Source organism: Rosistilla ulvae, from assembly GCF_007741475.1.
Classification (GTDB): domain Bacteria; phylum Planctomycetota; class Planctomycetia; order Pirellulales; family Pirellulaceae; genus Rosistilla; species Rosistilla ulvae.
Genome location: NZ_CP036261.1, coordinates 7,429,977 through 7,454,901 on the forward strand (window position 1 = coordinate 7,429,977; position 24,925 = coordinate 7,454,901).

Here is a 24,925-nt window from a genome sequence, read left to right on the forward strand (position 1 = left end):
CAAACAAGAATGCGAGCCAGGCGAACGGCACCGCGGCGATCGATAGCTTTCTCGACACGTTTACAGGCTGATTGGCAGCCCGGCACGTTTGGTTGACTGAAGGAAATGACACGTTTTCAAATTTATACAAAACCACAAACCTTCTTCTTGCCCGTCGCGAAGGGAGGCCGCGCAGCGGCTAGCCCTCGGCTTGTATATGCTGAACTGTCGCTTAAACCGGACGAAATTTTTGAAGATGCTTTTGGCTCAAGCGCCGAAGATGGTTGCTTCGCGGGAGAGCGGCAAGCCAAAAGATGGACGTAATTGGGATGCATCCTGATGCGGAACAAACGTCGAAGCTGCTTCGGCGTCCAGTAGAGCAGCAAGGTGGGAGAAACCAGTCGGCGGCAAGAGCGTTGGCCGCCAAAGTTGTCCCCTGCCCAAAGGCGAAGGGAGCTCTGCCGTTTCGAGGTTCGGACGGAATCAGCGTCGTTTTGCGCGACGAGCGACGAAATCGCGGACCCCACGATCATGCCTGTCCCTGCTTTTCGTCTTAGAGCCTGGTTGCTTCCTGCTGTACGCCGGTTCTTGGAAATGCAAGAGCCCGCGTCACCGCCCGCCGGCGGCAACCACAACCACCAACTCGCCCGAGTGAATCGATACTACACTCCAAACAGGGAGACTGGAAGCGCCGGGATGATTGTTTTTTTGAGATGAGTCGAGCGACTGACTGCGGTCCAAGCTTCCCGTTATTCAACGCGCTCAACGGCTAGCGTTCTGGTTTGGCATCGAAGCGGACTAGGTCGCTTCCCGCGGCGGTATAGACAGACCAGAAGTAGGGGTGGATCCAAACCTCTTTTCGGCCGCCGATGCGACGATCGCGAAGAAACGATCGCTGAGCTCCAGCCAGTGCCGACGCGACCGGTATCCCTTGATTCAGTTCGGCGAAGAACGCGTTCATCAGCAGCGGGCCGGTTGCGTCGTAGACGTCCCATTGGCCGGAGACAACGGAATTGGCACCCGAGGACAAGAAGGCGCGTTGCAAACCAAACAAGTCATCGCCGGGCAACGGCGACCGATCCGCCAAGCCCGAAAAACAGGCGCTCATCACCACCACGTCCGCTCCCACTTCGTTGGCGAACACTTCGGATGCCGTCAGGTGCCCGTCGGCGACCTCATCGGCATGGCACAACAAGAAGCTCGACATCGGCGCATCGGCATGATTCATTCCGTGCGTCGCCGCAAAGAGCATCCCCGGTTGATGCAGCAGCTTCACAACTTCGGATTCCAAAGCCTGATCACCTGTTACGAAAGTTTGCATTTGGTCGCCGAAGTGTTCCTTCAGATTTTTCAGATCCTGTTCCACTCCGGGCAGCGATGCCGCACCCTCGAATTCCGCGATCCCGATAGCGTGAACCTTCTGAACCCGTCGATCGCGATCGCGGAACAGTGCCCACGATTCCAACGACGGGGCGTAGGTGATCGCGAGGTCTTGTTCGATCAAAAACTTTGGCATCACCGTCTCGAATCCATCCGCCTTGTGAACATCCACCTCGGTGACCAACGCGGCAAATGGAAAGTAGTGCAGCACGTGATGCGGGACGATCACAACGGTCTCGGCGGCAGTCAGCTGATTTTGAATCGACGGCGGTATCAAGATCGAATAGTAGTCTGCCAATGCGTCTTGCCAGCTGCTGTCGAAGCGGCCCTCGGATTGGTATCGAGCCAACATTTGCTGGGCCGTGAAATTCATCCCCTGCAGGAACTCAGTGACCTCGGCGATCAGTTGCCTGGGAGCGATCGGATTGCCGTCGCCGTCGACCAGCGGCAAGGCTTGAACTTCTCCCGCGGCGATCACGAAGACCCAGCTGTTTTCGCTCCCTAGAAAATACTCCAGCCCCACCACGTCATCGGGCCAATGTTCTAGTAGCTCGTCGAGTTCCGGGCCGTTGTCGTCGATCGCCGCGGACGCGTCGAGGTTTTTCGACATCAGTACATCCTGCAGCGAACGCGCTTTGCCCAGTTCAGCAAACCGCAGGGCTTCCATCGCATCGCCCTGTTGGATCAGCAGTTCGACGATCTGTTCGTTCACATAGGCTCGTCGTGCAAAGAACCCCGATCGCATCGCACCACTTCGACCACTGTCGAACCGTTCTCGCAAGATTTCGGTGAGCAATTGAGAGATCATCAACGAGTTCAGAGGCGTATCGGCAGGGTTCTGCTCTGCCGCCGACGAACCCAAACGCAGGTTCATCATGCCGAGCGTTCGGTATCCGCTTTCGATTCCGGGTAGATATCCAATCGCTGTGTAAGCTTTCAGAGCGTCTTGCAGATGGCGACGGCATGTATCGGCGTCTTCATCGCGAAAGGCTAAGTGAGCGAGGATCTCCGCCGCGGCACCTCGAGTCATCGCGTCGGGATCGTTCTCGCTAGCTGCGGCGGCAGATTGCCGAGCCGATTCGACGATCCGATCGTGGCCGACGCTGCTGAGTTCGGCTTCATCGCGACACAGCGTTTGGACGATGTCGGCTAACAGCACGTAGGCTCGGGCGAGATTGACTTGCGTCGCCGCGATCTGTCCCGGCGGCAGCGACTCCGCAAGTTGGAGAGCTTGCTCATATTGTTCGCGTGCCTGTTGCCACTGGCCGACCGACAGCAACAGCGGGCTGCTGACACCCGAGGCAGCTTGGATGGCGTAGTTGTACAGGCGGTCTTGAGAACGCAGCAGTAGGAAGTTGGCATAGTTGTTGTGCGCGCGAAACCGGTCGGACGCGGGGGCTTCTTGCAGGCATTCGATTGCTTTCGCGAAATGTTCATCCGCCGATGCCGCAGCGGTTGTGTCGGCAGCGGACTCCGAAAGGATCGTCGCGGTATAGAGATTCGCCAGACCTTGCGCACGTCGGTCCTCGCTCTCCTGGAGCAAGGGTTGCAGCGTCGCTGTCGCTTCTTGCCAACGATTCTGCAAGATCAAGGACCGGGCTTCGTCGATCGTGGCGATCCCCGTCGGTTGTTCGAGCGTCGACGCGGGCTCTTCTCCTTTTAACTGGCGGAGAATCCTGTCGTTCCATTCTCGAAGGTACTGCGCCCAATCCTCTTTGGAGACTTGTTCGGTCAGATCCAACGCATCGCACAGATAAGGCTTGGGCTTTCCATCCTCGTCGATCGCCGACAGCATTTCGCCGATCGTGAGAACGCGAACCAGCGGATGCGATGATTCGCCCAGCAGGTCGGCCAGCGTCTCGGATCGCGCCAACATCCACTGGGCGGTCTCTTCATCTTCGACAGTGAACGACGTATTGTTCTTGCCATCGGCGTATCGCAGCGAATAGGTGCCCGGCGGCAGGCCGTCGGCGAACTGCTGCGGTAGATCGGGAATTTCAGCCCACGACAACTTCGCGACGCCTTCGGCAAGCGGGACTTCCAGTAATGGGTTGTTCCCCTGGTAGATTGTGATGGAGTCTTGGGGGAAAGCGATCTCGCCTTGTTGCGGCCGCCGACGCAGAGTCAGCTTTCCATCCAAATGCCGGCCTCCGTGGGCGGGCGTCAAAAATCCCTCCCCGCGAATCACCACCTGCCCCACGATCTGGTCCAAGGAAGATCTGGGGTTGGCATCTGCGGAAGCTGCCACAGGATTCGAATCCCGCGTCATCTGGATGTCGAACGATCGCGTTGCCGCAGCCAATGGAGCGGTTGCATCGGGCGAACCGATCACCCATCGATCGATCCCGTTCTGGCTCCAGATCGTCAGCGCCCCGCTGTTTTGATCGAGCGCTTCCGCGCGCGGCAACGTCTCCAACTGGACATCCTTGTCGCCCAAGCGAAAGACGATCGCGAGATCCTCTTGCCCGGCCGCCGTTTGGATCGTCAGCAGGGATAAAAATCCCAAACTCCAAATTTTGCAGTGATTCATTGCAGCCCCTCTCTGATCCCTTGTTCTCCGCGCACACCGCGACTCGCAACGATCCTCGTCCAATGGAGATACGATATCGCGATCGATCCGGACAGCATTCTTTCCAGAAACTCCCGATTCCAACAGATGCCTTGTCGGCGCAGGCGGTCATGCCGCATCGTACCAACGATTCGATGTTGGCGTTTGATCTGCAGATGCCCCAGGGAATGGCTAATCCGCGTGACGGCGGATCGTTGCCACCACACGCTACTGTTTGCTCCCCTTTCGACGCTGGCGTAAGATCTGTATTCGTCGTCAAAAACTGCCAGGTTACAGAGCCCGCGCGGGAACCCCATAGGTTTCGCTCCCCTCTCTTTTTGTAGAATCCGCAGCCTAGGTGGTGCTCCGATTCGGCGCAGCAGCGATTGTGACCGTTGTCTGTCTTCCCATCCACAGGCCCAATCTAAATGCGAATCCACCAGAAACTCTTGATCCTTTTACCGCTCGTTATCACGACACCGATGGCGAATCTTTGCTCGGCACAGGAACTTGCCGGTGCGTCCACCGGCCGATTTCAACAGGCGGCCGATCGAACGTTTAAAGCCTTCGATCGCGAGGAGGAACAAACGTGGCAGCGGCCGTTCTTCTTTATGCAAATGGCCGATACGCAGTATGGCTTCTTCAGCGGCAACAAGGGGTTCGAGCAAGAGGTCGATCTGGTGCACCGGGCTGTCGAGCATATCAACCGCCTGCGGCCGCGGTTTGTGATCGTCTGTGGCGATTTGACAAATGCGACGCCAGAGCATCCGCGTTATCGCGAACAGGTAGCCCAGTACCATCGCGACTTTTCCCAAGTCGATGCGGAGATCCCGTTGGTCTGCGTGTGTGGGAATCACGACGTCGGCAACCGACCTACTGCCCAGTCAATCGCCCGTTACAAGGAGAACTTTGGCGACGACTATTTTTCGTTTTGGGTCGGCGGTGTCTGCAACATCGTCCTCAACTCCAGCGTCCTCAAAGATCTCGAAGGGGCTCCCGAGGTCTTGGCCGCTCAGCAAACGTGGCTCCAGCAACAACTGCAAGAAGCAAACGCGGCAAAGGCGAAACACATCCTGATGTTTCAACATCACCCGCTCTTTCTGGCGGAAGAGGATGAGCCCGATCAATACTTCAACATTCCGCTGCAGCGGCGTACCCCTTTGCTGGCCCAACTGAAGCAGGCCGATGTCCGCGCGGTCTTCGCCGGACATTACCACCGCAACGCTTACGGCACCGCCGGATCGATGGAAATGATCACCACCGGTCCCGTCGGCCGTCCGCTGGGGAAGGACCCGTCGGGCTTTCGCATCGTGACGGTGCTTGAGACCGGAATCGAACATCGATACTGGGGAATGGACGACGTCCCAGAAAAGATCGAACTCGAGACGACGTCCGACGCGCGATAGGTCTGCCGCACGTCGTTGTTGCTGCAAAATTGAATGCGACTCGGCACCGGTTGCGAATCCATATCGATAAATTGTTCTGTCGTTGTAGCCACCGCGCGGTGGGGCGTTAAACTGACAACCTCGAAGCCCCAAAGTCGAGGCGCAAACACGCCGCTCCATTGAAGTACGTCTCTTCGGGGCGCGGGTGGTGAATTCTCTGGAAATGCATGGAGTGAATGATGGAGCCGCGCGAGGCAATTCTGAAAATTTCCGCTGCCATGAATGCGGCGGTGATCGGCCAGCAGGAAGTGGTGGAACGGATCCTGATCGCGCTGTTGGCCGACGGGCACGTGCTGATGGAAGGTTTTCCCGGCACGGCGAAAACTCGGTCGGTCAAGACGTTGTCGAAGCTTGTCGAAAGCGATTTCGGCCGCGTCCAATTCACTCCCGATCTGCTCCCTTCGGATGTCACCGGATCGGAGATCTACCGCGAGCAGGACGGATCGTTTGAGTTCCAACCCGGACCGATCTTCGGCAATCTGATCCTCGCAGATGAGATCAACCGGGCTCCGGCAAAGGTCCAATCGGCGCTGCTCGAAGCGATGGAAGAACGCCAGGTGACCGTCGCTGCCAAGACGCACGCGCTGCCCGAGTTGTTCCTTGTCCTGGCGACGCAAAACCCGATCGAGCAAGAGGGGACGTATCCGCTGCCCGAAGCCCAGATGGACCGTTTCCTGTTGTACGTTCGCGTCGATTACCCGGTCGGCGACAACGAAACCGCGATCCTGCGACTGGTCCGCGGCGAAAAGTCGGGGGCAGCGGCTGAGCCGATCGCACCGCTGTCGCAAGATGTGATCTTCGCGGCCAGAAAAGAGGTCTATGCGGTGCACGTCGCCGAGCCGGCGGAGAAGTATATCGTCGACCTGATCCTCGCCACGCGGAATCCGAAGCAGTACGGCGATCAACTGGCGCGATGGATTCGCTTGGGAGCGAGTCCGCGGGGAACGTTGGCACTGGACGCCGCCGCGCGGGCCCACGCTTGGTTGCAGGGGCAGGATTTCGTCTCGCCCGACAATATCCGCGCCGTCGCCGCTGCCTGCTTGGCGCATCGCATCCACTTGACCTACGAAGCCGAAGCGGCGGGGGTTACGCGGGTCGAAGTGATCGAAGAACTGTTGAAGAACGTCGTCCCTGTATGAGCCAGCCGATGAAAGCCCGGGTGACGATTACGCTCGAAGACTTAATGATGCTCAAAGCCGATGCGCGAGGCTTTTCGTTGACGCCTCGCCAGCCGGTCGGTTCGCTGCTGGCCGGTCGGCACGCTTCGCGGCTGCGCGGACGGGGGCTGATGTTCGAAGAACTGCGTCATTATCACCAAGGGGACGACATCCGGTTGATGGACTGGAAAGCGACAGCACGGCTGCGATCGCCCCACGTCCGAGTCTATTCCGAAGAACGCGAGCGGCCCGTTTTGATGGTCGTCGATCAACGGTCGCCGATGTTTTTTGGCAGCCGCCGGGCGATGAAGTCGGTCGCGGCGGCAGAGGTTGCGGCGTTGGGAGCTTGGCGTGCCTTGGACAGTGGCGACCGCGTCGGTGGACTGGTATTCAACGACCACGAAATCGCCGAGGTGCGTCCGCATCGCAGCCAAAATCGCGTGCTGCAATTGTTCCACCAAGTCGTCCGATTGAACGGTCAGCTAGCAGATCCAAGCGCCAAGCAAAACGAAACCGATGCCGGCAATCAACCGATCCAACTGAACGCCGTTCTGGAACATGCGCTGCAGGTCGTGAAGCACGATCATTTGGTCGTCGTGATCAGCGATCTCGACGGTGCCGACGACCAAACGCAACAACTGACCAGCCGGTTGGCGGCGCACAACGATGTCTTAATCGTGGCGGTCTACGATCCGCTGGGGATCTCGATCAACGGGGCTCCAGGAATGCTGGCCCATGATCGCGGCCGGGTTTGGGAAATCTCGAACAGCCCCGGTTTTCGGGACGAATTCCAAGCCACGTTTCAACGGCTGCTGGATCATTGGAAAGAGATCTTTCACGGCTTGCGAGTCCCGGTGTTGCCGATCTCCACCGCCTCGCCCGTCGCTCCGCAGATCCGATCCCTCTTTGGCAATCAATCACGGTAACGATGGACGACGCAACTAGCCTAGACCGTTTGCACGATATCGTCGTTCCGCCAGAGGTCCCTTGGTGGCCGCCGGCTCCGGGCTGGTACGCCGTGATGATCCTGGTCGCCGCAGGCGTGTTGGCGATTGCCTATCGCGCGTGGCGTCATTGGCAAGCGAATCGCTATCGGCGGGCGGCATTGCAAGAATTGCAGTCGGCCGATTCCGCGGCGGCCATTTCGGAGATCTTGCGTCGAACCTCGCTGGCGATCCAACCGCGAAGCGAGATCGCGGATTTGGTCGGTGATCGTTGGGCGGCTTGGTTAGCCGAAGCCGCTCCACTGCCGATGCCGCCCCAGGTCCGCGAGCAATTGGCATCGGCGATCTATCGCAAATCGGAAACGACCGGCGAACTGAATTCGCTACGGGAATACGCCAGCGGCTGGATTCAAACGCACGAGACTCCGGCCGCCACGAACTCATTGCCGGAGGACCGCCACGGATGCTGACCTTCGACTACCTCTGGGTTTTTCTGCTGTTTCCGCTGCCGTGGTTGTTGCGCGCGTTGCTGCCGCCACGCCAGTCACAACAAGTATCGGTACGCGTTCCGTTTGGCAATCGCCTTGCCGAAGCGATGTCCCGCAGTCCCGTTGCCGTGATCGCTGCGGCAGCGCCGACGCGTTGGATTCTGCCAGCAATTCTTTGGACGCTGGTCCTCGCCGCCGCCGCGCGGCCACAGTGGATCGAGCCGCCGATCACCAAGGAACTGCCAACGCGCGATCTTCTGCTGTTGGTCGATCTGTCGGGATCGATGGACCAAAAAGACTTTACGAATAAGAGCGGTCAGAAAGTCGATCGGCTGGCGGCGGTCAAAGAGGTGCTGGGAGAGTTTCTCGACCGGCGTCAGGGAGATCGCGTCGGGTTAGTCGTCTTCGGCGACGCGGCTTATTTGCAAGCTCCGTTTTCGACCGACCTCGAGTTATCGCGTCGCTTGTTGGACGAATGCCAAGTCGGCATGGCGGGGCCGCGGACCGCGTTGGGAGACGCCATCGGTTTGGGAGTTGGTTTGTTTGACGAGAGCGATGCGCAGGCGAAGACGATCATCGCGCTGACCGATGGAAACGACACCAAGAGCAAGATTCCGCCGATCGAAGCGGCACGCGTCGCGGCGCAACGCGACATCCACATTCATACCGTCGCGATCGGCGATCCGACGACGGTCGGCGAGGATGTGTTGGACGAACAAGCGCTCCGCGACGTCGCCTCGGCCACCGGCGGGTCCTACTTTTTTGCTGCCGATCGAAAGAGCTTGGTGGGGATCTACGACGAATTGGACAAAATCGAAACTCGGAAAGTCAAAACGGTCAGCCATCGCCCACGCACCGATATTTACTACGTGCCGCTAGCGGTGGCGCTGCTGCTTTCGATGGCCAGCAAGTTTGCCGCCGCCCTCTCCCGCCGGACTCCGCCGGAACTGGCCGCCCAAACGACAAGGGTCCACGTCAATCCGATCACTGGCAGTTTGGAGGTCGACGGATGATGGGACTCTTGCACAACTTGCATTTCGTCCGCCCACTTGCCCTGGGGATGATTCCAATCGCGATTGCGGTCTGGTGGTATTGGCAGCGACAGCTCGATCCGCTGCGCGGTTGGCGGCAACAGATCGACCCCGATCTGTTGGAAGCATTGGTTGACGATCGCGATGCGAAACGCGATCCGCTGCGTTATGCGATGTTGGCCGCTTGGATCGTCGCTGCGATCGCGATCGCAGGACCAACCTGGAAACTGGAACCCAATCCATTCGCCGAAGACGCACCGCCCTTGGTGATCGTCTTAAAAGCGGGCGAGAGCATGTTGAAGACCAACCCTTCGCCATCTCGGATGGAGCGTGCTCAACTGAAAATCGTCGATCTAGCGAAGGCGCGCAAGGGAGATCCGTTGGGACTGCTCGCTTATTCCGGTTCGGCCCACCTGGTCCTTCCGCCGACGCAAGACACCGCCGTGATCGGTGAGATGGCGGCGGAGATCAGCCCCGATGTGATGCCCGTTCCTGGGGATCGATTGGATTTGGCGATCGCGGCAGCGGGCGGCTTGTTGCGAGAACAGGGATCGGGTGGCTCGCTGTTGGTCGTCGCCGATGCCGCAGAGATCGATCCGTCGGAAGTGGCCAAAGCCCATCGTTCGATCGGATCGCCGCCAATAGAGTTCCTTGCTTTGACCGATCCCGATTCTGCGGAGACGAAAACGCTTCGCGACGTCGCTGCGGCGATCGGTGGTTCGGTCGAATCGCTTTCGATCGAAGACGACGACATCCAAAAGATCCTCAGCTTCGCTCAACGTCGCGCCGCCGCAGGCGTCTCGGGCGAGAGCAACCGCTGGCAGGAGGCCGGTTATTGGTTGACGCCGCTGTTGGCTTTGTTTGTCGCCGTATCGTTTCGACGTCAAAAATCTTCGCAGCCCAAGGAGTAGCCCGTGATGATTTGGAAAACCGGAGCTGCGGTGGTCGCCATCTCTTGGATCGGTCTTTGGATGACCGGCGATCAGCATGGCGATCGCTTGATGCAAGCGGAAAAATTTGCCGACGCAGCGGCCGTTTACAACGATCCAATGCGGCAGGGAGTCGCTTGGTATCGCGCGGGGGAATTCGAAAAAGCGACTCAATCGTTTGCTCGCGTCGCAACGCCCGAAGCGCAATTCAACCAAGGAAACTGTTGGGTGATGTTGGGTAAATACGACAAAGCGGTCGCCAGTTATGATCAAGCGATCGACCAACGCCCCGATTGGACGCAGGCGCTAGAGAATCGCGACCTCGCCGCCGCGCGAGCCAAGATGCTCGAATTGAAAGGGGGCGATCTGGGCGATCAGCAGGTTGGAGCCGACAAGATCGTCTTCGATAAAAAGAAGGACGATCAGGGACAGGAGACTGAAATCGCGGGGGACCAAGCGGCGTCGGACGCTACGGTTCAAGCGGTCTGGTTGCGCCAAGTGCAAACCAAACCGGCCGATTTCCTGAGGTCGAAGTTCGCGTTCCAACAAGCGGAACAAGACGCAGGAGAGACGCAATGAAGGTGCCGCGTGGGATGACGTTTGGGCTGGCCGTGATCGCACTCTGGGCGATGCCCTTTGCCGCCGGGGCGCCGGCGGCGGATGGCGATCCCGTTTCGATCGACGTGCCGGACAAAGAGGCTTGGATGGGACAGCGGCTGCCGATTTTTGTGAAGCTGCGCGGCAACGGTCCGTTTGTTGGAGCCGCTAGTTTTTCGATCCCCGAGATTCCCCGAGCCCTGTTGGTCAAGGTCGGCAGCCCGGTCGTCTCGTCGGAGGAAAAGGGGGACACGTCGTGGTTCATGCAAACGCACGAGTTCGCGTTGTTCTCGCAGGCAGCCGGAAAAGTCACGGTTCCCGCGTTTGAAGTCCGCTTCACCCACCGCGACGGATTCACCGGTCCTCAACAAGAACATGTGGAACAGGTGCCGGCGACCGATCTGCAGATCAAGCGGCCACCGGGATTGCCGGAGTCGGTCTTTCTGGTGACGACTGGGAAGCTAGCGATCAGCGAAACGTGGACTCCCGAACCGGGATCGGCGAAGCAGGGAGATGTCTTCCGGCGCACGATCGCTCAGACCGCCCAACAGACATCAGGCATGGCGCTCGCTCCGCCACCCACCACGGCTCCCGAAGGAATCAGCGTTTACGTCGGCAAACCGACCGTCGACGACAAGACTCAGCGAGGGGAGTTCAGCGGGACGCGCAGTGACACGATCACCTACATGCTCAAAGTAGCGGGGACGCTCACCATCCCAGGAATCAAATACATCTGGTGGAATCCGAAATCAGAAGAGTTTGGGACCAAGACGCTTCCCCCGGTGACATTCGAAGTGGCTGCCGCACCCAAGCCAGCTCCCCCGCCTCCTCCGCCACCAAGTCGGATGCGAATCGTGTTGATTGCGTTTCTGTGCATCGCGCTGTTGGGACTCGTGGTCTGGCAGTTCGACCGGATTCAATCTTGGACGATGACCGTGTGGCAGCGGTTGAATCCCGCCGATCGTGTCGCCGCGCGACATCTGATCCGAGCCTGTCATCGCAACGATGCCACGGCTGCCGAAGCGGCATGGGCCGACTGGCAAAATACTCAGCCTGCAAGTTACCAACCCTCCGCTGAACTGTTCGCCGCCGCGGCGGAACTGCATCGCATGCGCTACGGTCAGCGCGGCGAAGGGTCGGCTGCGTGGCAGGGGCAAGCGCTGGCTCAAGCGTTCCGCAAAGCGATCGATTCCCAGTCGGCTCGACGCTGCGATCGTCAACGCTCCCTTCCGGCGTTAAATCCTCGCGCCGTCGAATGAAGGCGCGGCAACTTCGCACGCTGCTGGGAAACGCGTCGGTATCAAACGTCGTCGCGCGACATGGTGCGGCGGAGATGTTCGACTAGGCCGGCCAGTTTGGCTTCGGAAAGCATGTTGGCGTGCGCTCCTTCGACTTCGATTACGTCCAAGTCATCGGTGTCGAAGACGTTGCCCCATCCCATGTTGGGATCGGTGGCGTCCTGGCCAGGCCAATCGGCGCGGAACTTGGCACGGTAGAGTGTCGCAGGCCCTTGGGCGGCCGTAGGGCGATACTCATCCAACGCCGTCATATTCATGGCGGCAACTTTTGCGTAGTTTCCTTTGGCGTTGATGATCCGTTCCAACCGCTGTTCCATCGTGATCCAACCGAAACGATGCTGGATCGCGGCGACTAAACCGGTCACGCGTTCGGCAAGGTATTTCCAACGCTGACACCCGTCGCACTGCCGCGCAAAACGCAGATGGAATGCGAATCGTTGATACAACGGCGCCAGTTTGGGCAGTCCGGTATAGGCATCGAGGATCGCAAGGGTCACCTGTTCGCCGGCACGACGCAATTGTTGAGAGATCTCATACGCGACGACTCCGCCAAACGAAAATCCGGCCAGATGATACGGTCCGTTTGGCATCACGCGACGGATCTCTTGAACGTGTCGGCTGGCGATCTCTTCGATACTTGTGCAGGGGGAACTATTGCCATCGAGGCCGTAGGGTTGCAGCCCATAAACGGGACGATCGTGTCCGATGGCGGCCGCCAGATCGCGGAAGTTGAGTAGATGGCCGTCGATTCCGGGCAGACAGAAGAGCGGAGCCGCCGTCGACGCGGATTGCTGCGGATCGATCCGCATGACTTCGTTCCAGCAGCCCTCGACCCGATCATCGTCCTGACGATACAGTTCCGCCAGCTTTGTGACGGTGGGACATTCCACGAGTTTCGTGATCGACAACGCCTGACCAAATTCGCTTTCCATCCGTGCGAACAGAAGAGCCGCCGCGAGAGAGTCTCCACCGCAATCGAAGAAGTTGCTGTGGGCATCGATTTGATCGGTGTCCAATACCGATCGCCAGATCTCCAACAGGCGTGCGATCAGTGGATCGTTGGGGCTCGAAGCTTCCGTCGCTTGCCTTTCCGAAGCATCAACCGATGGCGAGACCTTGGGCAAACGTTTGCGGTCGATCTTTCCACTGGCGGTTTTGGGAAAATCATCGACGATGCAGAACGCATTGGGCAGCATGTACGCTGGCAACCGCGACTGTAAAAATTGCTTGAGGTCATCGACGCGGATCTCTTCCGAATCGGACAACACATACGCGATCAAATGACCGCCCAGGCTGCTGGGGTCGAAACAAACAACGGCTTGTTTCACGTCGGCGTGCTGGTTGAGCACCGTCTCGATCTCGCTCAGTTCAACGCGGTGGCCGCGCAGTTTGATCTGATCATCATTGCGGCGGACGAATTCAAGTTCGCCATCCCAGTTGAGTCGACAGATGTCTCCGGTTCGATACATCCGATCGCACGCGGGTGTCGCCAACGGACCGCTCACAAAACGTTTCTGTGTCAGCGAGGGATTTTGGTAGTAGCCGCGTGCGACACAGGCGCCGCCGAGATACAGTTCGCCTTCGATTCCCTGAGGTAGCGGTTGCATGTGTTCGTCGAGAACCACGGCAACGCAACGATCGATCGGTTTGCCGATCGGCGGAATCGCAGGCCACGTGCTCGGATCCGCCGCCAAACGATAACCGGTCGCAACGTGGGTTTCGGTCGGCCCGTAGTGATTCCAAAGTCGACAGCCGGGTTGTTGTTGAAAGAACTTGCGAACCGCCGGCGTGATTTGCAACTGTTCGCCCGCCGTGATCACCTCGCGAAGCGACGCCTCTCGCGCCGAATCCCCCGCGATCTCACAAAGCGTTCGCAGCCCAACAAATGGAACAAAGATTCGACCAATCTTCGCGTCGACGATGAACTTCCACAATCGGTGCAGGTCTTGTTGCCGATCTTCGCTTACCAGCTCCAACTGACCGCCGCTGCACAGCGTGGCAAAGATCTCCTGGAAGGAGACATCAAATCCCAACGACGCAAACTGCAGCGTCTTGGTCGTTTGATCGGACTGCGAGTTTTCTAACTGCCATGCGATCAGATTGCCGACCGCTCCGTGAGTCATCGCCACGCCCTTGGGCTTGCCCGTCGATCCGGAGGTATACAGGATGTATGCCAAATTTTCAGCCGATAGAGCCGGCGATTCGATCGGGGACGCCGGATCCTTGGAAAAATCGAAGGTATCCAGCCGCAGACACGGCGTCGCCGATTCGTTGAGTTCCAAATCGTCGGTCAATCCCGTCAGCGTCAGCAACACGCGTGGTTGGCAATCGTCGAGGATCTGTTTGCGGCGGTGCCGTGGCAACGCGGGATCGATCGGAACATAACACCCGCCAGCCTTCAAGACCGCCAAAACCGCAATCACCATCTCTGGCGAACGCGTGATGCTGAGCGCGACCGGTAGATCGGGAAGCACTCCCATTTCGATCAACCGCGATGCCAAGATCGTCGCGCGGCGATCGAGTTCCGCATAGGAGAACGTTTGCTCTTCAAAACAGACAGCCGTGTCGTCGGGGCTTCGTACGACTTGAGCATCGAACAACGTCAGCACGGAAGGCGAAAGCCGACGATCCGAATCTTCGCATTGTTCGGTCGCGTTTGAATCGCCCGTCAAAGCGCTGCGCCCGATCGGGCCTTGCAGCAGTGAAGCACGATGCGATGCCGGAAGCATCTGCAATCGATCGACTGGTGTCGCCGGGGCTTCGACCGCGGCGGAGAGCAACGTCGTCAGATGTTCTCCAAAATAAACGATCCGTTCGCGGCAGAAGTTTTGGCAGCGGTACTGCAGATCGATTCGCAGGCTCGCGTCCGATTCGCTGGCAGCGATCAACAGATCGAACTTCGCGGTCTGCGTCTCCATCGGAACCCGACGCGCTTCGATACCCGTCAGCTCCAGAGAACAGGGTTCATTTTCGAGGACAAACAAGACGCGGAATGGCGATGTTCCCGTTCCTTGCGACGCGAAGATCTCTCGCTTCATCAACTCCAACGGATAGTTCTGGTGTGCCATCGCCGAGAGGGTCGTTTCACGGACCTTCGTTTGCAACGCATCAAACGATTCGCTGGCGGCAAACTGAGTTCGCAACGGAAGCACGTTGATGAAATATCCGATCAGATCCTCCATCTCCGCCTCGGGACGCGCCGCGACAGCCGATCCGATGATCAGATCCTGTTGGCCTGTATAGCGAAACAACGTTGCCTTGATCGCAGCCAACAGCGTCACGAAGAGAGTCGATTGGCGATCGGAAGAATACTTTCTCGCCGCGTCTAACAAATTGCGATCGATCTGCAACGAGATCGTATCGCCTTCGGATTCCGCGGCGTCCGATGCGTCGCAGGGCAGATCCAATTGTGGCAACTCTCCCGACAATTGACGTTGCCAATACGCGCGGTCGGCATCCAACAAATCGGACCCGCCCGCTGTCTGTTGCGCCAGCGCGTAGTTGGCGTATTGGTAGGGCAACGCGGCGAGCGTTGGGCGCTTTCGATCGACGATCGATTGATAGAGGCTTGCCAGATCGCGATGCAACAGATCGATTGAATGGCCATCGAACGCGATGTGATGCACCGACACGACCAGCCGCGATTGGTTGGGGCTCAATTGAAAATGAGCCGCACGGATCGGGATTTGATGGTCGAGGTCAAAGCCTTCCGAAACAAACGCATGCGTCCGAGCATCCAAGGTTTGCTTTTGCGTCTCCGAAGCGATCTGCCGCAAGTCGACCGAATCCAACGTAAACTGCGTCGGCTCGATCGGCCGCTGCGTTAAACCGGAGCTGGTTGGTGTATAGAGCGTTCGCAGGATCGCGTGGCGATCGATCAACAACGTGAACGCTTGTTGAAGCGCCGACAGATCGACGTCTCCCACGAGATCGTATACGAGGGGGATGTTGTATCGAGCGCGGTTCGATTTCAGGAAATGTTCGACCCAGATCTGCTGTTGTTGGTAGGACAACGGAGCTTCGTCGAGAGGCGTGCTGCCGATTTCGACGAGCGTGTTGGCCACCGACTGTGGCGATTGGTGATGCGTCTCGATTCGCGCCGCCAGTTGGATCGCGTTGGGAGAATTGGCCAGGATATCCCAGTACTGGATCTGGATTCCAAAAGCGGTTTTCAGCCGACTGGCCAACGCCACGGCAAGCAAGGAGTTTCCGCCCAGCGCGATAAAACCATCGCGAGGATCGATGTCGTCGCGATGCAACAGTTCGGATAAAACTTCGCAGACGAACGCTTCGGTGGGATTGGTCGGTCGCTGAGTCTGGCTCGGTTCACGCTGGACCGTTGGCGGTGGAAGACCTTTGCGATCGATCTTACCATTGGCGGTCAGCGGCAATCGATCCAACGGGACCAACGCGGCGGGCAACATGTATTTTGGAAGGCTTGCCGCCAGCTGGGTCTGCAATTCTTCAAGCGTCAGCTGCTGCCCGGTTTCAAAAACCACATACGCGATCAATCGCGCTCCGGCCTCTTCGTCGCTGGCGATCACCACCGCATCGCGAACGGCGGGCAGCTTTTGCGTTTCGGCATCGATCTCGCCGAGGCCGATTCGGTAGCCGCGGATCTTGACTTGATGATCTTGCCGCCCCAGAAATTCAAGATTCCCATCCTCACCATAACGACACAGGTCGCCCGTTAAATAGAGCGTGTCTCCGGGAGAGAAGGGATCCGGGATAAAGCGTTCTTGTGTCAGTTCGGGACGATTCACATATCCTTTTGCAACCCCGATCCCTCCCAGGCACAATTCACCTGGCTCGCCGATCTTGCATAGTTTTTGTTCGCTGTCGACAACGTAGCAGCGTTGGTTGCGGAGCGGTTTGCCATAGGGAATGCTCCGCCAATCGGGATCGACATCGTCGATCGGATAAATGACGGTCCAGATCGATGCTTCGGTGCTGCCACCCAGCGAATACAGTTGGGCATGGGGCGCGATGCTGCGAATGCGAGCGGGCAGGGTAACGGGAATCCAATCGCCGCTGAGCATCACCCGTCGCAGGCTGGGCACGCGCGCCGCGTCGTCCAGATGCGTAACGAACATCTCCATCAACGCAGGGACAGTATTCCAGATCGTCACGCAATGCCGTTGGACCAGCATCCCCCAACTCTCGGGATCGCGCGACTGATCCAACGTCGGCAACACGATTGCCCCGCCAACGGCAAACATTCCAAACAGATCGTAGACCGACAGATCAAATCCGAGCGATGACAACGCCAACACGCGGTCGGATGCCTGCACATCGAAGCTCAAGTTGACGTCGCGAACCGTGTTGACGGGCCCTTCGTGATTGAGCATGACTCCTTTGGGCTTACCGGTCGATCCCGAAGTAAACAGCACATACGCAAGGCTGTTGGGCGAGACCTTAGGCAAACGGTCCGCGTCTGCGGCGGGCAAACCAGCAGTCGGGATGACCTGCACGTCGGGAAGTTCTTCGACAACGGCAGCGTCCAGTTCGCCGACGACAAAGCGGACATCGGCGTCTTGCAAAATGAAACGAATGCGATCGGCCGGGAAGCATGGGTCGATCGGCAGATAGGCCGCCCCCGCTTTGAGAATCCCCAGCAGACCGATATAGGCTGCCGGTGTGCCGTCGGCGACAACCCCGACCGGCTGCTCCGTACCAACACCCAAATCGATCAAGCGACAAGCGACACGCTGGGATTGATCGTCGAGTTCTTCATAGGTCAAATGTTGATCAGCGTGGATCACCGCAGTCGCCTGGGGCGTGCGGCGGGCTTGAACGGTAAACAGGTCATGCAGGCAAGGGGAATCGTCCCAGCCGTGTTCGGTTTGGTTCCACAACTGCACCAGCTTGTCTTGTTCTTCGGCGGTCAATCGAGCGCACAAATCTCCGCAGTCACCCAGGGATGGACTGGCGACACGCCCCATGCCAAGCGATTCGGAATTCATACCGATTCGGCTCAGTCGAATTGGGTGCATTGGCGATCCTCTGTGGATGATTGTCATCGAAACATTCCAGAGCAGAACTTAGAGCCAACGGAAGGAAAAGAAGCGATTCGCTATATTCGCAAAGGGGTGTGATTTCCAAGCGGCTCCCGCATTGTTCGACCGATCTTCTGCCGGATGTTGAATGTGGATCGACCGCCATTGGGCGATCATGCCTACCAAGACACTCAAGAAGACCGCTAGTGTCATTCCTGTTGCCAGCGTCAACATCACCTTGGGACTGGACGGAATTTTTGAATCGCTCGGCTTCTGCAACACGCTGAGATTCGAGAGATTCTCTTTACTCAACGCCAGATCCAGTCGGGCCAGTTCGGATCGTCGCGCGTAGTCTTGATAGCTGGTGCGGGCCAAATCCAATTTACGAGTAATCTGAGCGAGCATGATTTCACTCTTGTTGATCTGCTTCAGTTCCTCGCTGACCTCGGCGATCTGCCGCGACAAGATCGACCTACGGGTCGCCAATGAGTCGGCGATCGCTTGTTGATTGAGCAGCGCCGATTCCATCTCGCGTCGCGACTCGTTGACGCCCATCGTGACCTGGGTAAGAATCTGTTCGGATTCCAACGTCTCTTGTGCCGCGGCGATTTGATCCCGTGTTTGCCGAACTTTGGGATGATCGGGCTGGTATCGCGACATCAATTCATTCTCCACCAATTGCAGCGAATACAATTGCTCTCGCATCCCCTGTGCGGCGCTGCTGGGTAGACCTGTCGTCTCGGATAACCGAACGCGAGCGGGCAAACTTGAAATCAATTGCGTGCGAGATTCGATCTCCCGCTCCGCCGCCTCGCCCTTTGCGATAGTGTCCATTAGCGCGTCTTGCAATGACGCCAATTGAGCAATTTTCGCTTGCCGATGTTGGTTCAACTCGGAGACACCCGTTTCATTCTTAAACTGCAACAACTCATCTTCCAACGCCGCCACCTCTTCGGACAACTGCTGCGTTTGAGTGAGAAAGAAGTCGTTGGAACCTTCCGATTGATGAACCCGGACCTGTGCATCGATCGAAGACTCGATAACCTCTTGGATCACTTCGGCCGCCAATTCGGGACTGGTCGTTTCGTACCGCAACCCGATGATCGCTGTGGATCTTGGATTAAAGGTCTCCAACTTATTTTCAAGACTTGCGATCGCCATGTCTCGTGGGCTGTCGACATACACGGGGCTGAGCGATTTGATGTATTCGATATCGATCGGCAACCAGCTCGGCTTCCTATCGCCTGACTGTTCGAGAATCTTCTCCACCCCGACCCGATCGACAACACGCTCCAAGACATTCCGGCTGCGGACCAGCGTTTGCACGGAATAAATCTCTTTTTCGCGCGCCTCCTGAACCGACACGGTCTGACCGACCGTAGCGGTCGGATCGAGCCCGATCGTCTCCTTTCCTAATCGGATAAACAGCTTTGCTTCCGACGTATACTTTGGCTTGACGTTGCACAAGTATCCCATCGTGGCGGCACTCACCAAAACAAAGACGATCAACATCTTTCCTTTGTGTTGCCAACAAGACTGTACAAGATCCAAATGATCTTCGGTGCGTCGATTTTCTGTAGTCATTGGACTGACGTTCCTGCGAGGTTAACCAATTTCGATGGCATGCCGACCGGGTGCTTCAACGGATGAGGAACTGGGGGTTCCAAGTTTTTGTTGTGGACGTCGCCGTCGGGTTTCGGCGAACTTGGCCCACTCGGCATCGACCAATTCAGCCAATTCCGCCCGAAAACGCTGTGGCCGAAATCCTTCGGCATGACATCGTGTGGCTTGTAGGTCGAATTGATCTTGTTGGCGTTCGAACGCGTCGACGGCGTCGGCTACGCTTTGGGGAACCTGTTCCTCAAAGAAACACCCCGTCACACCTTCGACCACTGTTTCCAGGCTGCCACCGCGACCGTAAGCGATCACCGGCGTCGCACAGGCTTGGGCTTCCACCGACGTGATCCCAAAGTCTTCTTCAGCGGCAAACACAAACGCCTTCGCCCCCTGCATCAATTGGCTCATCCGTTCATGTGGCAGATATCCCATCAGTTCCACATTGGCGGGACAATTCGCTTTGAGCGTCTTGTACATGGGGCCATCGCCTACGACCAATAGTTTGCGCTCGGGCATCAACCGGAACGCTTCGACGATCAGATCGACGCGTTTGTAAGGAACCAACCGCGAGGCAGCGATGTAGTAATCTTCTTTATCATAATTGGGCTTGAAGGCGTCGACATCGACTGGCGGATAAATCACTTCCGCCTTGCGACCGTAACACTTTTGAATTCGATTCGCGATAAATTGGCTGTTAGCGACAAATGTGTCGACACGGGTCGCAGAAACGTTATCCCACAATCGCATGTAGTGCAGAATCATCCGCGTCGCCATGCTCCGCAAACCCCAGGTCAGTTTTGATTCACGCAGGTACTGCGATTGAAACTCCCAGGCGTATCGGATCGGAGTGTGAACGTAGCTGATGTGTAATTGGTCGGGTCCACAGATTACGCCTTTGGCAACCGCGTGATTCGAAGACAAGATCACGTCGTACGCGCTCAAATCCCATTGCTCGACTGCCATCGGCATCAGTGGCAGGTAATGACGCAGGAAACGTCGTAGGAAGGGGAGCTTTTGGATAAAACTGGTTGTTGGTTCCTTGCCGCGCAAAAAGCTGCGATCTTCGTCCGACAAGATGTCGGCGACCGCAAACAGATCCGATTCGGGATATTGCAACAACATCTGCTCGACCACGCGTTCGGAACCTGCGTAGGTGGTCAGCCATTCGTGGATAAGTGCTACGTTTTTCATGGACTATTCCGCTGTTGCCTCGAGAGATTGCACGATCGTTGGTACCGAATGGTGTTCCGCATCGGCAAGCGGTTGTAGAACTCTGCTGACCTTGTCGGCGGTCGCTTCCCAGCTGAAATCACTCGCCCGCTGCAGTCCCGCTGGAATCAACTCGCGACGCAGCGAGTCGTCTTCCAACGCGCGACGCATCCCGTTGGCGATGCTTTCGGGATCGGTATCGACCAAGACCGCCGCATCCCCCGCCACCTCGGGCAACGAGGTCACGTTGCTGCAGACGACGGGCGTCCCACAGGCCATCGATTCGATCACCGGTAAACCGAAGCCTTCGTATTCCGACGCCAGGACGGTTGCCTCCGCACCGCGATAAGCGGCCGCAAGTTCGTCGTCGGACAATTTCCCTAGAAAGTGCACGCGGTCGGTGATTCCCAGCTGCCGCATCGTATCGTCGGTTTCCGATGTCGCTTTTCCGGTCAGTGCCAAATCGACATCGGTCGTTGAGCAGATCTGCGCGAACGCTTTCAACAATCCACCAACATTCTTATGAGGGCGTTGATTTCCCACATACAACAGGTAGCGGCTGTCGAGTTGTTGTCGAGGTCCATCGGCGGTGAACGCGCTACCAACGCCGTTGTAAACCACTTCCACCTGCGACGGTTCGATCCCGGCCCAGGCGACGATTTCAGCTTTCGAAAATTCGGAAACGGTGAGAACCTTGTAGGCTCGACGGGCTGCGGGTCGGATCACATGTTGACAATAGAGTCGTTTGGCCAACGAAGCTTCGGCCGGATAGTTCACGTAGATCAAATCGTGAATCGTAAAAACAAAGGGTCGATTGGCAAACATCGGCCAGGATAGCGGAACGTTGAATCCCGGTGAAAACAGGGGGGATTTCTTCTTTCGCATCAACCATGCCAGCCGCAGACAATCCATAGGACTTGTCGGGCTACCGCCAATCGACGGGCGATTCAAACAGGCGACACGATCGTCCAATTCGGTGGCGAAACGGCCAATCCCCGTGGGGCTGATCCAACGTGAATCGTAGATAATCTCTTGGCGTGTATTCATGATTCGTTCCTCGGCGCTGACTTGATCTTCGTTGCGACAGCGGCGGCGAGAAGGACCGCTAGGATCATGAAAGTGAATGAACCGGCGGCGAAATAATAGGTCCGCCACAATTCAAAAAATCCGTACAGGACGACACATCCAATCAGACACAACAGGTTGTCGGCACGCCAAAAGTAGCTGCCTACCATGGCCATTAAAAAGCTAGCCCAAGCGATGACGGGAAACGCCCAATAGCCGAGATCACCATACATCTCCACAAAGGCAGAGTTGGTTGTTAACGTCTCGTCGATATCGACCTCGTGCAGATACCACTGGGTTGCAACACCACCGGAATTGTCGTCGACCTTCATCCCCACGGGATGCAAAAACGTCGGTGTTATGTATTTGATCACGTACCCAAACGAACCGCGCGATGGCTGGTTGGCCGCGATCCGCGCCACTCCGATACTCGCTTGCACCGGGGCGCCGACATAACGCTGCACTTCCAAGAAGGTCATCGCGAGGGGGTTTTCCACGCCAAAATGATCGCGGTAGCTGCCAGCGCTGCGGACCCATGTAAAGGCGACGATACAGACCGCCAACCCCACGCCGGCAATCGTGATCGTGCGCGTTTTAACTCGGGAAAGAGCATCGAATCGGATCGCCAATCCGCCGGCAAAGATCACCGTTTGAACGATCAGAATCCTCGCGGAAATCGCCGTCGCGGCCAGCATCAAGCCGAGATTCAAAATGTCTAACCGACTGACTTTCTGTAGGAAGACCAGCCGGTACAAGGCGTAACCACCAACCAACGACGTGGTGTAACGCAAGGAATACAGATGGTTGTAGTTGGCGTAGAGAGAATCTTTGAGCAGATTGAACTGTTGTGTCTTAATCAATTCGACCAACGAAGCACCGTTGCGAAGTGCTGCCAGCCAAGCACCCGCGACCCCCAAAAACGCTAAGCACGTCAGCGTTTTGTAGAAGATCGTGGTGTCGAACGCGTCTTTGGACATCATGTGCATCGGAGGCAGCGCGGTAGCAAAGCGTTGACCGATCGCGGCACAGACACCAATGCAACCATACCAACCGACCAAGATCATCAGGTTCGAGAACGCCAAATCTTCGCGAATTTGATACCCACCCGAACCTTCTGTCGACGGACACAACCACATCAACACACCGATCGAAAGAAACGGCAGGAAAACCATACTCGGCTGCCAAATCGCCGCCGCGCATTTCGCAACCCATGTGGGTTGATGCGGTTCGATTTGCAGCGTGTCGGTTGTCATGGAAGTCGGTCGGATCGAAGTTGTCGAAGCGTCTTGTTGAATTGTTTTTTGTGAAAGCTATCCAGTGCATCCTAATTGCGGATCGGTTATCTCACCGCACCCTTGTCCGCTTTACCCCACTTCTGCCTAACAGCGGCCAGCATTTCCCGCCCGGTCCACAAAACCCGAACATCCATCACCGTCCAGACACCAACCGACCAACGGGCGAACAGACAAAAGCCGATACATTGCAGCGAGACGATCGAAGACCAAGCGATTGCCAAACCAACGATTCCCCATCGCTCTGTCAGCAATACTCCGCTGGCGAACAGCGCTACCGAGGTGAATAGGTTGATCCACAATGCCTTCATGTGCTGGCCCGACATCATCAGTGTCAGCTCCGCCGCGCCCACACACACAAACACGACCTGGCCGAGACACAAAATCCGCAACACCATCGCGCCGCCCGCGTAGTAGGGTCCAAAGATGAAGGCGGCGATATCACCAGGGAACATCATGATCGGGATGCAGACGAGGATCGCAGCACCTGCGGCAAACGTGGCCGCCGAGCGCAAAATTCGTTGTAGATCCTGCAATCGGCCCTGCGCTCTCAGTTCGGCAATCGATGCGATCACGGTGAGATTCACCAGTTGCATAGGCATCCCGATCAACAACATCAAACGCCGCGCGGCGGCATATAACGCCAACTGTTCGTGATCGACGATTGCCCCGCCGATCCAAATGTCCGCTTGACCAGTGATGTAAGAAAGACCTTGGGTCAGCATCAGCGGCAGACAGACGATCAACAGCGCCGACATCGGCATATTGTTGGAAATCTGATCGCCCGGTTCGATCTGGGCCATACGCGCTTTGGCGATTCGATCGACGCTGAAGATCGCCAGCGGAACCATCAAACAGAGTGAGATCGCACAAAAGATCATCACCTGTTCCAACGACGGAACCATCCACAAAGTGATCCCAATGCTTAACCCGATGAACAAAAGATTGCACAACGGGCCGCCAAATTGACCGGTCAAAAGTATCGACAATCGCGAATCGTGAAAGCTCCGCAGCAGGCTGGCGCACAATTGAATCGTCGCCGACCCCAACACACTCAACGCCACCAGCGGAGCGAGCATCGCAACATTTTCGATTCCAAAGAGCGGCGCGCCTGCGTAATACAAGAATCCCAGACAGAGCAGGCTGCCGGTAACGATCGACGCCGCAGCAACTTGGGCTCCCTGGCGGAGAACCGCTTGAGCGCCCGCAACATCGTTCAGACCGATCCGTTCGGAGACAAACCGAACCAAGGCTGCGTTGAGGCCAAACATCGCCACAAAGCCAGCAAATGTCAGGATGCTGGCCAACAAGAAGAAGACGCCGACGTCGGCGGGGGGCAGAATCCGAGCCAAAACGATGTTGAGCCCGATCGCGGTGCCGATCCCCAACAACCGACCGCCAACCACCCAGAAGCTCTCGCGAAACAGACGCGCCCGCGTTCGATGAAGTCTCGATTCAACCGGAGCTTCGACCGACTCGCCTTCCGCTGGCGGTGATTCGTCGACCCGATCGTCCAAAGGGACGATCGCGGCGGTCGGTGATCCCGACTCCGCAAGCGCTCGATCGTCTCGCTGTTTGTCACTCATCAAACTAAATCGTTCCCCGGCGCGGCACCACCACTCGAACTCGCGGATTTCATCTATCGCTGTCCATCTTGCACGCTCGAATTCAATTTGGCCCCATCCACCTCCGATTCGGCTCGATTCGCAATCCCCGAAGGCGACACAAAAAGGAATACCCGCACATTCCCTCCCTCACGCCCCCCAATTGAATCAGCCCCATGGCTCCGGTCGACCCATGATCGCGCCAACTGAAAAGGCACAATCCCCTTGCGCTAAGATTCATCCAGATCCCAACATTGGTAGAGAACAAACCTTTGCCGCGATGTAGCAAAACCTGGCAACCAAGAGACGTCCCGATAGAAACACCAACACCCACAGGCGCGCGTGA

15 protein-coding genes are annotated in these 24,925 nt (G+C 57.5%); 8 read left to right on the top strand and 7 right to left on the bottom strand.

Going from position 1 to position 24,925, the window contains the following annotated elements:
* Positions 1 to 748 precede the first annotated feature (748 nt).
* Positions 749 to 3,889 carry a CHAT domain-containing protein gene (locus tag EC9_RS26145; RefSeq protein ID WP_145348908.1) on the bottom strand — a complete coding sequence of 1,047 codons (3,141 nt, stop codon included), beginning with the start codon at positions 3,887 to 3,889 and terminating at the stop codon, positions 749 to 751.
* Between the two features lie 500 nt (positions 3,890 to 4,389).
* Between EC9_RS26145 and EC9_RS26150 the strand changes: the two genes are divergently transcribed.
* The 8 genes from EC9_RS26150 to EC9_RS26185 all read left to right on the top strand — a co-directional run bounded on the left by EC9_RS26150 (position 4,390) and on the right by EC9_RS26185 (position 11,757).
* A complete protein-coding gene (locus tag EC9_RS26150; RefSeq protein WP_145348909.1) occupies positions 4,390 to 5,313 on the top strand; it encodes a metallophosphoesterase in 924 nt (307 codons plus the stop codon).
* Positions 5,314 to 5,531: 218 nt separating this feature from the next.
* Entirely contained in the window at positions 5,532 to 6,491 is a 960-nt protein-coding gene (locus EC9_RS26155; RefSeq protein WP_145349360.1) for an AAA family ATPase, read from the top strand.
* A gap of 8 nt (positions 6,492 to 6,499) precedes the next feature.
* Positions 6,500 to 7,435, top strand: coding sequence for a DUF58 domain-containing protein (locus tag EC9_RS26160; protein ID WP_145348910.1), 936 nt, complete (start codon positions 6,500 to 6,502; stop codon positions 7,433 to 7,435).
* Between the two features lie 2 nt (positions 7,436 to 7,437).
* Positions 7,438 to 7,923: a DUF4381 domain-containing protein gene (locus EC9_RS26165; protein ID WP_145348911.1), complete on the top strand. Its 486-nt coding sequence runs from the start codon at positions 7,438 to 7,440 to the stop codon at positions 7,921 to 7,923.
* Entirely contained in the window at positions 7,917 to 8,954 is a 1,038-nt protein-coding gene (locus EC9_RS26170; RefSeq protein WP_145348912.1) for a vWA domain-containing protein, read from the top strand. The genes EC9_RS26165 and EC9_RS26170 overlap by 7 nt, the downstream gene beginning before the upstream one ends.
* Positions 8,951 to 9,883, top strand: a complete 933-nt coding sequence (locus EC9_RS26175) for a vWA domain-containing protein (protein WP_145348913.1) — start codon at positions 8,951 to 8,953, stop codon at positions 9,881 to 9,883. The genes EC9_RS26170 and EC9_RS26175 overlap by 4 nt, the downstream gene beginning before the upstream one ends.
* A 6-nt stretch (positions 9,884 to 9,889) precedes the next feature.
* Complete coding sequence (locus EC9_RS26180) at positions 9,890 to 10,480, top strand: tetratricopeptide repeat protein (protein ID WP_145348914.1); 591 nt, start codon at positions 9,890 to 9,892, stop codon at positions 10,478 to 10,480.
* Complete coding sequence (locus EC9_RS26185; protein ID WP_145348915.1) at positions 10,477 to 11,757, top strand: BatD family protein; 1,281 nt, start codon at positions 10,477 to 10,479, stop codon at positions 11,755 to 11,757. Before EC9_RS26180 ends, EC9_RS26185 begins: the two co-directional genes overlap by 4 nt.
* Before the next feature lie 41 nt (positions 11,758 to 11,798).
* Here EC9_RS26185 and EC9_RS26190 read toward each other — a convergent pair whose 3' ends face one another.
* The 6 genes from EC9_RS26190 to EC9_RS26215 all read right to left on the bottom strand — a co-directional run bounded on the left by EC9_RS26190 (position 11,799) and on the right by EC9_RS26215 (position 24,561).
* Positions 11,799 to 17,789: an amino acid adenylation domain-containing protein gene (locus EC9_RS26190; protein WP_246105887.1), complete on the bottom strand. Its 5,991-nt coding sequence runs from the start codon at positions 17,787 to 17,789 to the stop codon at positions 11,799 to 11,801.
* A gap of 48 nt (positions 17,790 to 17,837) precedes the next feature.
* A complete protein-coding gene (locus EC9_RS26195; RefSeq protein WP_145348916.1) occupies positions 17,838 to 19,376 on the bottom strand; it encodes a GumC family protein in 1,539 nt (512 codons plus the stop codon).
* Positions 19,377 to 19,397: 21 nt separating this feature from the next.
* Positions 19,398 to 20,600: a glycosyltransferase gene (locus tag EC9_RS26200; protein ID WP_145348917.1), complete on the bottom strand. Its 1,203-nt coding sequence runs from the start codon at positions 20,598 to 20,600 to the stop codon at positions 19,398 to 19,400.
* A 3-nt stretch (positions 20,601 to 20,603) separates the two neighbouring features.
* Positions 20,604 to 21,665, bottom strand: a complete 1,062-nt coding sequence (locus EC9_RS26205; protein ID WP_145348918.1) for a glycosyltransferase family 4 protein — start codon at positions 21,663 to 21,665, stop codon at positions 20,604 to 20,606.
* Complete coding sequence (locus tag EC9_RS26210) at positions 21,662 to 22,936, bottom strand: hypothetical protein (protein ID WP_246105888.1); 1,275 nt, start codon at positions 22,934 to 22,936, stop codon at positions 21,662 to 21,664. Before EC9_RS26210 ends, EC9_RS26205 begins: the two co-directional genes overlap by 4 nt.
* An 86-nt stretch (positions 22,937 to 23,022) precedes the next feature.
* Positions 23,023 to 24,561 carry a lipopolysaccharide biosynthesis protein gene (locus EC9_RS26215; RefSeq protein WP_145348919.1) on the bottom strand — a complete coding sequence of 513 codons (1,539 nt, stop codon included), beginning with the start codon at positions 24,559 to 24,561 and terminating at the stop codon, positions 23,023 to 23,025.
* Positions 24,562 to 24,925 lie beyond the last annotated feature (364 nt).

Excerpts from the sequence above, each read along its gene's own strand:
- EC9_RS26145 (WP_145348908.1), bottom strand. The coding sequence starts at position 3,889 with ATGAATCACTGCAAAATTTGGAGTTTGGGATTTTTATCCCTGCTGACG.
- EC9_RS26150 (WP_145348909.1), top strand. The coding sequence starts at position 4,390 with ATGGCGAATCTTTGCTCGGCACAGGAACTTGCCGGTGCGTCCACCGGC.
- EC9_RS26155 (WP_145349360.1), top strand. The coding sequence starts at position 5,532 with ATGGAGCCGCGCGAGGCAATTCTGAAAATTTCCGCTGCCATGAATGCG.
- EC9_RS26160 (WP_145348910.1), top strand. The coding sequence starts at position 6,500 with ATGAAAGCCCGGGTGACGATTACGCTCGAAGACTTAATGATGCTCAAA.
- EC9_RS26165 (WP_145348911.1), top strand. The coding sequence starts at position 7,438 with ATGGACGACGCAACTAGCCTAGACCGTTTGCACGATATCGTCGTTCCG.
- EC9_RS26170 (WP_145348912.1), top strand. The coding sequence starts at position 7,917 with ATGCTGACCTTCGACTACCTCTGGGTTTTTCTGCTGTTTCCGCTGCCG.
- EC9_RS26175 (WP_145348913.1), top strand. The coding sequence starts at position 8,951 with ATGATGGGACTCTTGCACAACTTGCATTTCGTCCGCCCACTTGCCCTG.
- EC9_RS26180 (WP_145348914.1), top strand. The coding sequence starts at position 9,890 with ATGATTTGGAAAACCGGAGCTGCGGTGGTCGCCATCTCTTGGATCGGT.
- EC9_RS26185 (WP_145348915.1), top strand. The coding sequence starts at position 10,477 with ATGAAGGTGCCGCGTGGGATGACGTTTGGGCTGGCCGTGATCGCACTC.
- EC9_RS26190 (WP_246105887.1), bottom strand. The coding sequence starts at position 17,789 with ATGCACCCAATTCGACTGAGCCGAATCGGTATGAATTCCGAATCGCTT.
- EC9_RS26195 (WP_145348916.1), bottom strand. The coding sequence starts at position 19,376 with ATGACTACAGAAAATCGACGCACCGAAGATCATTTGGATCTTGTACAG.
- EC9_RS26200 (WP_145348917.1), bottom strand. The coding sequence starts at position 20,600 with ATGAAAAACGTAGCACTTATCCACGAATGGCTGACCACCTACGCAGGT.
- EC9_RS26205 (WP_145348918.1), bottom strand. The coding sequence starts at position 21,665 with ATGAATACACGCCAAGAGATTATCTACGATTCACGTTGGATCAGCCCC.
- EC9_RS26210 (WP_246105888.1), bottom strand. The coding sequence starts at position 22,936 with ATGACAACCGACACGCTGCAAATCGAACCGCATCAACCCACATGGGTT.
- EC9_RS26215 (WP_145348919.1), bottom strand. The coding sequence starts at position 24,561 with ATGAGTGACAAACAGCGAGACGATCGAGCGCTTGCGGAGTCGGGATCA.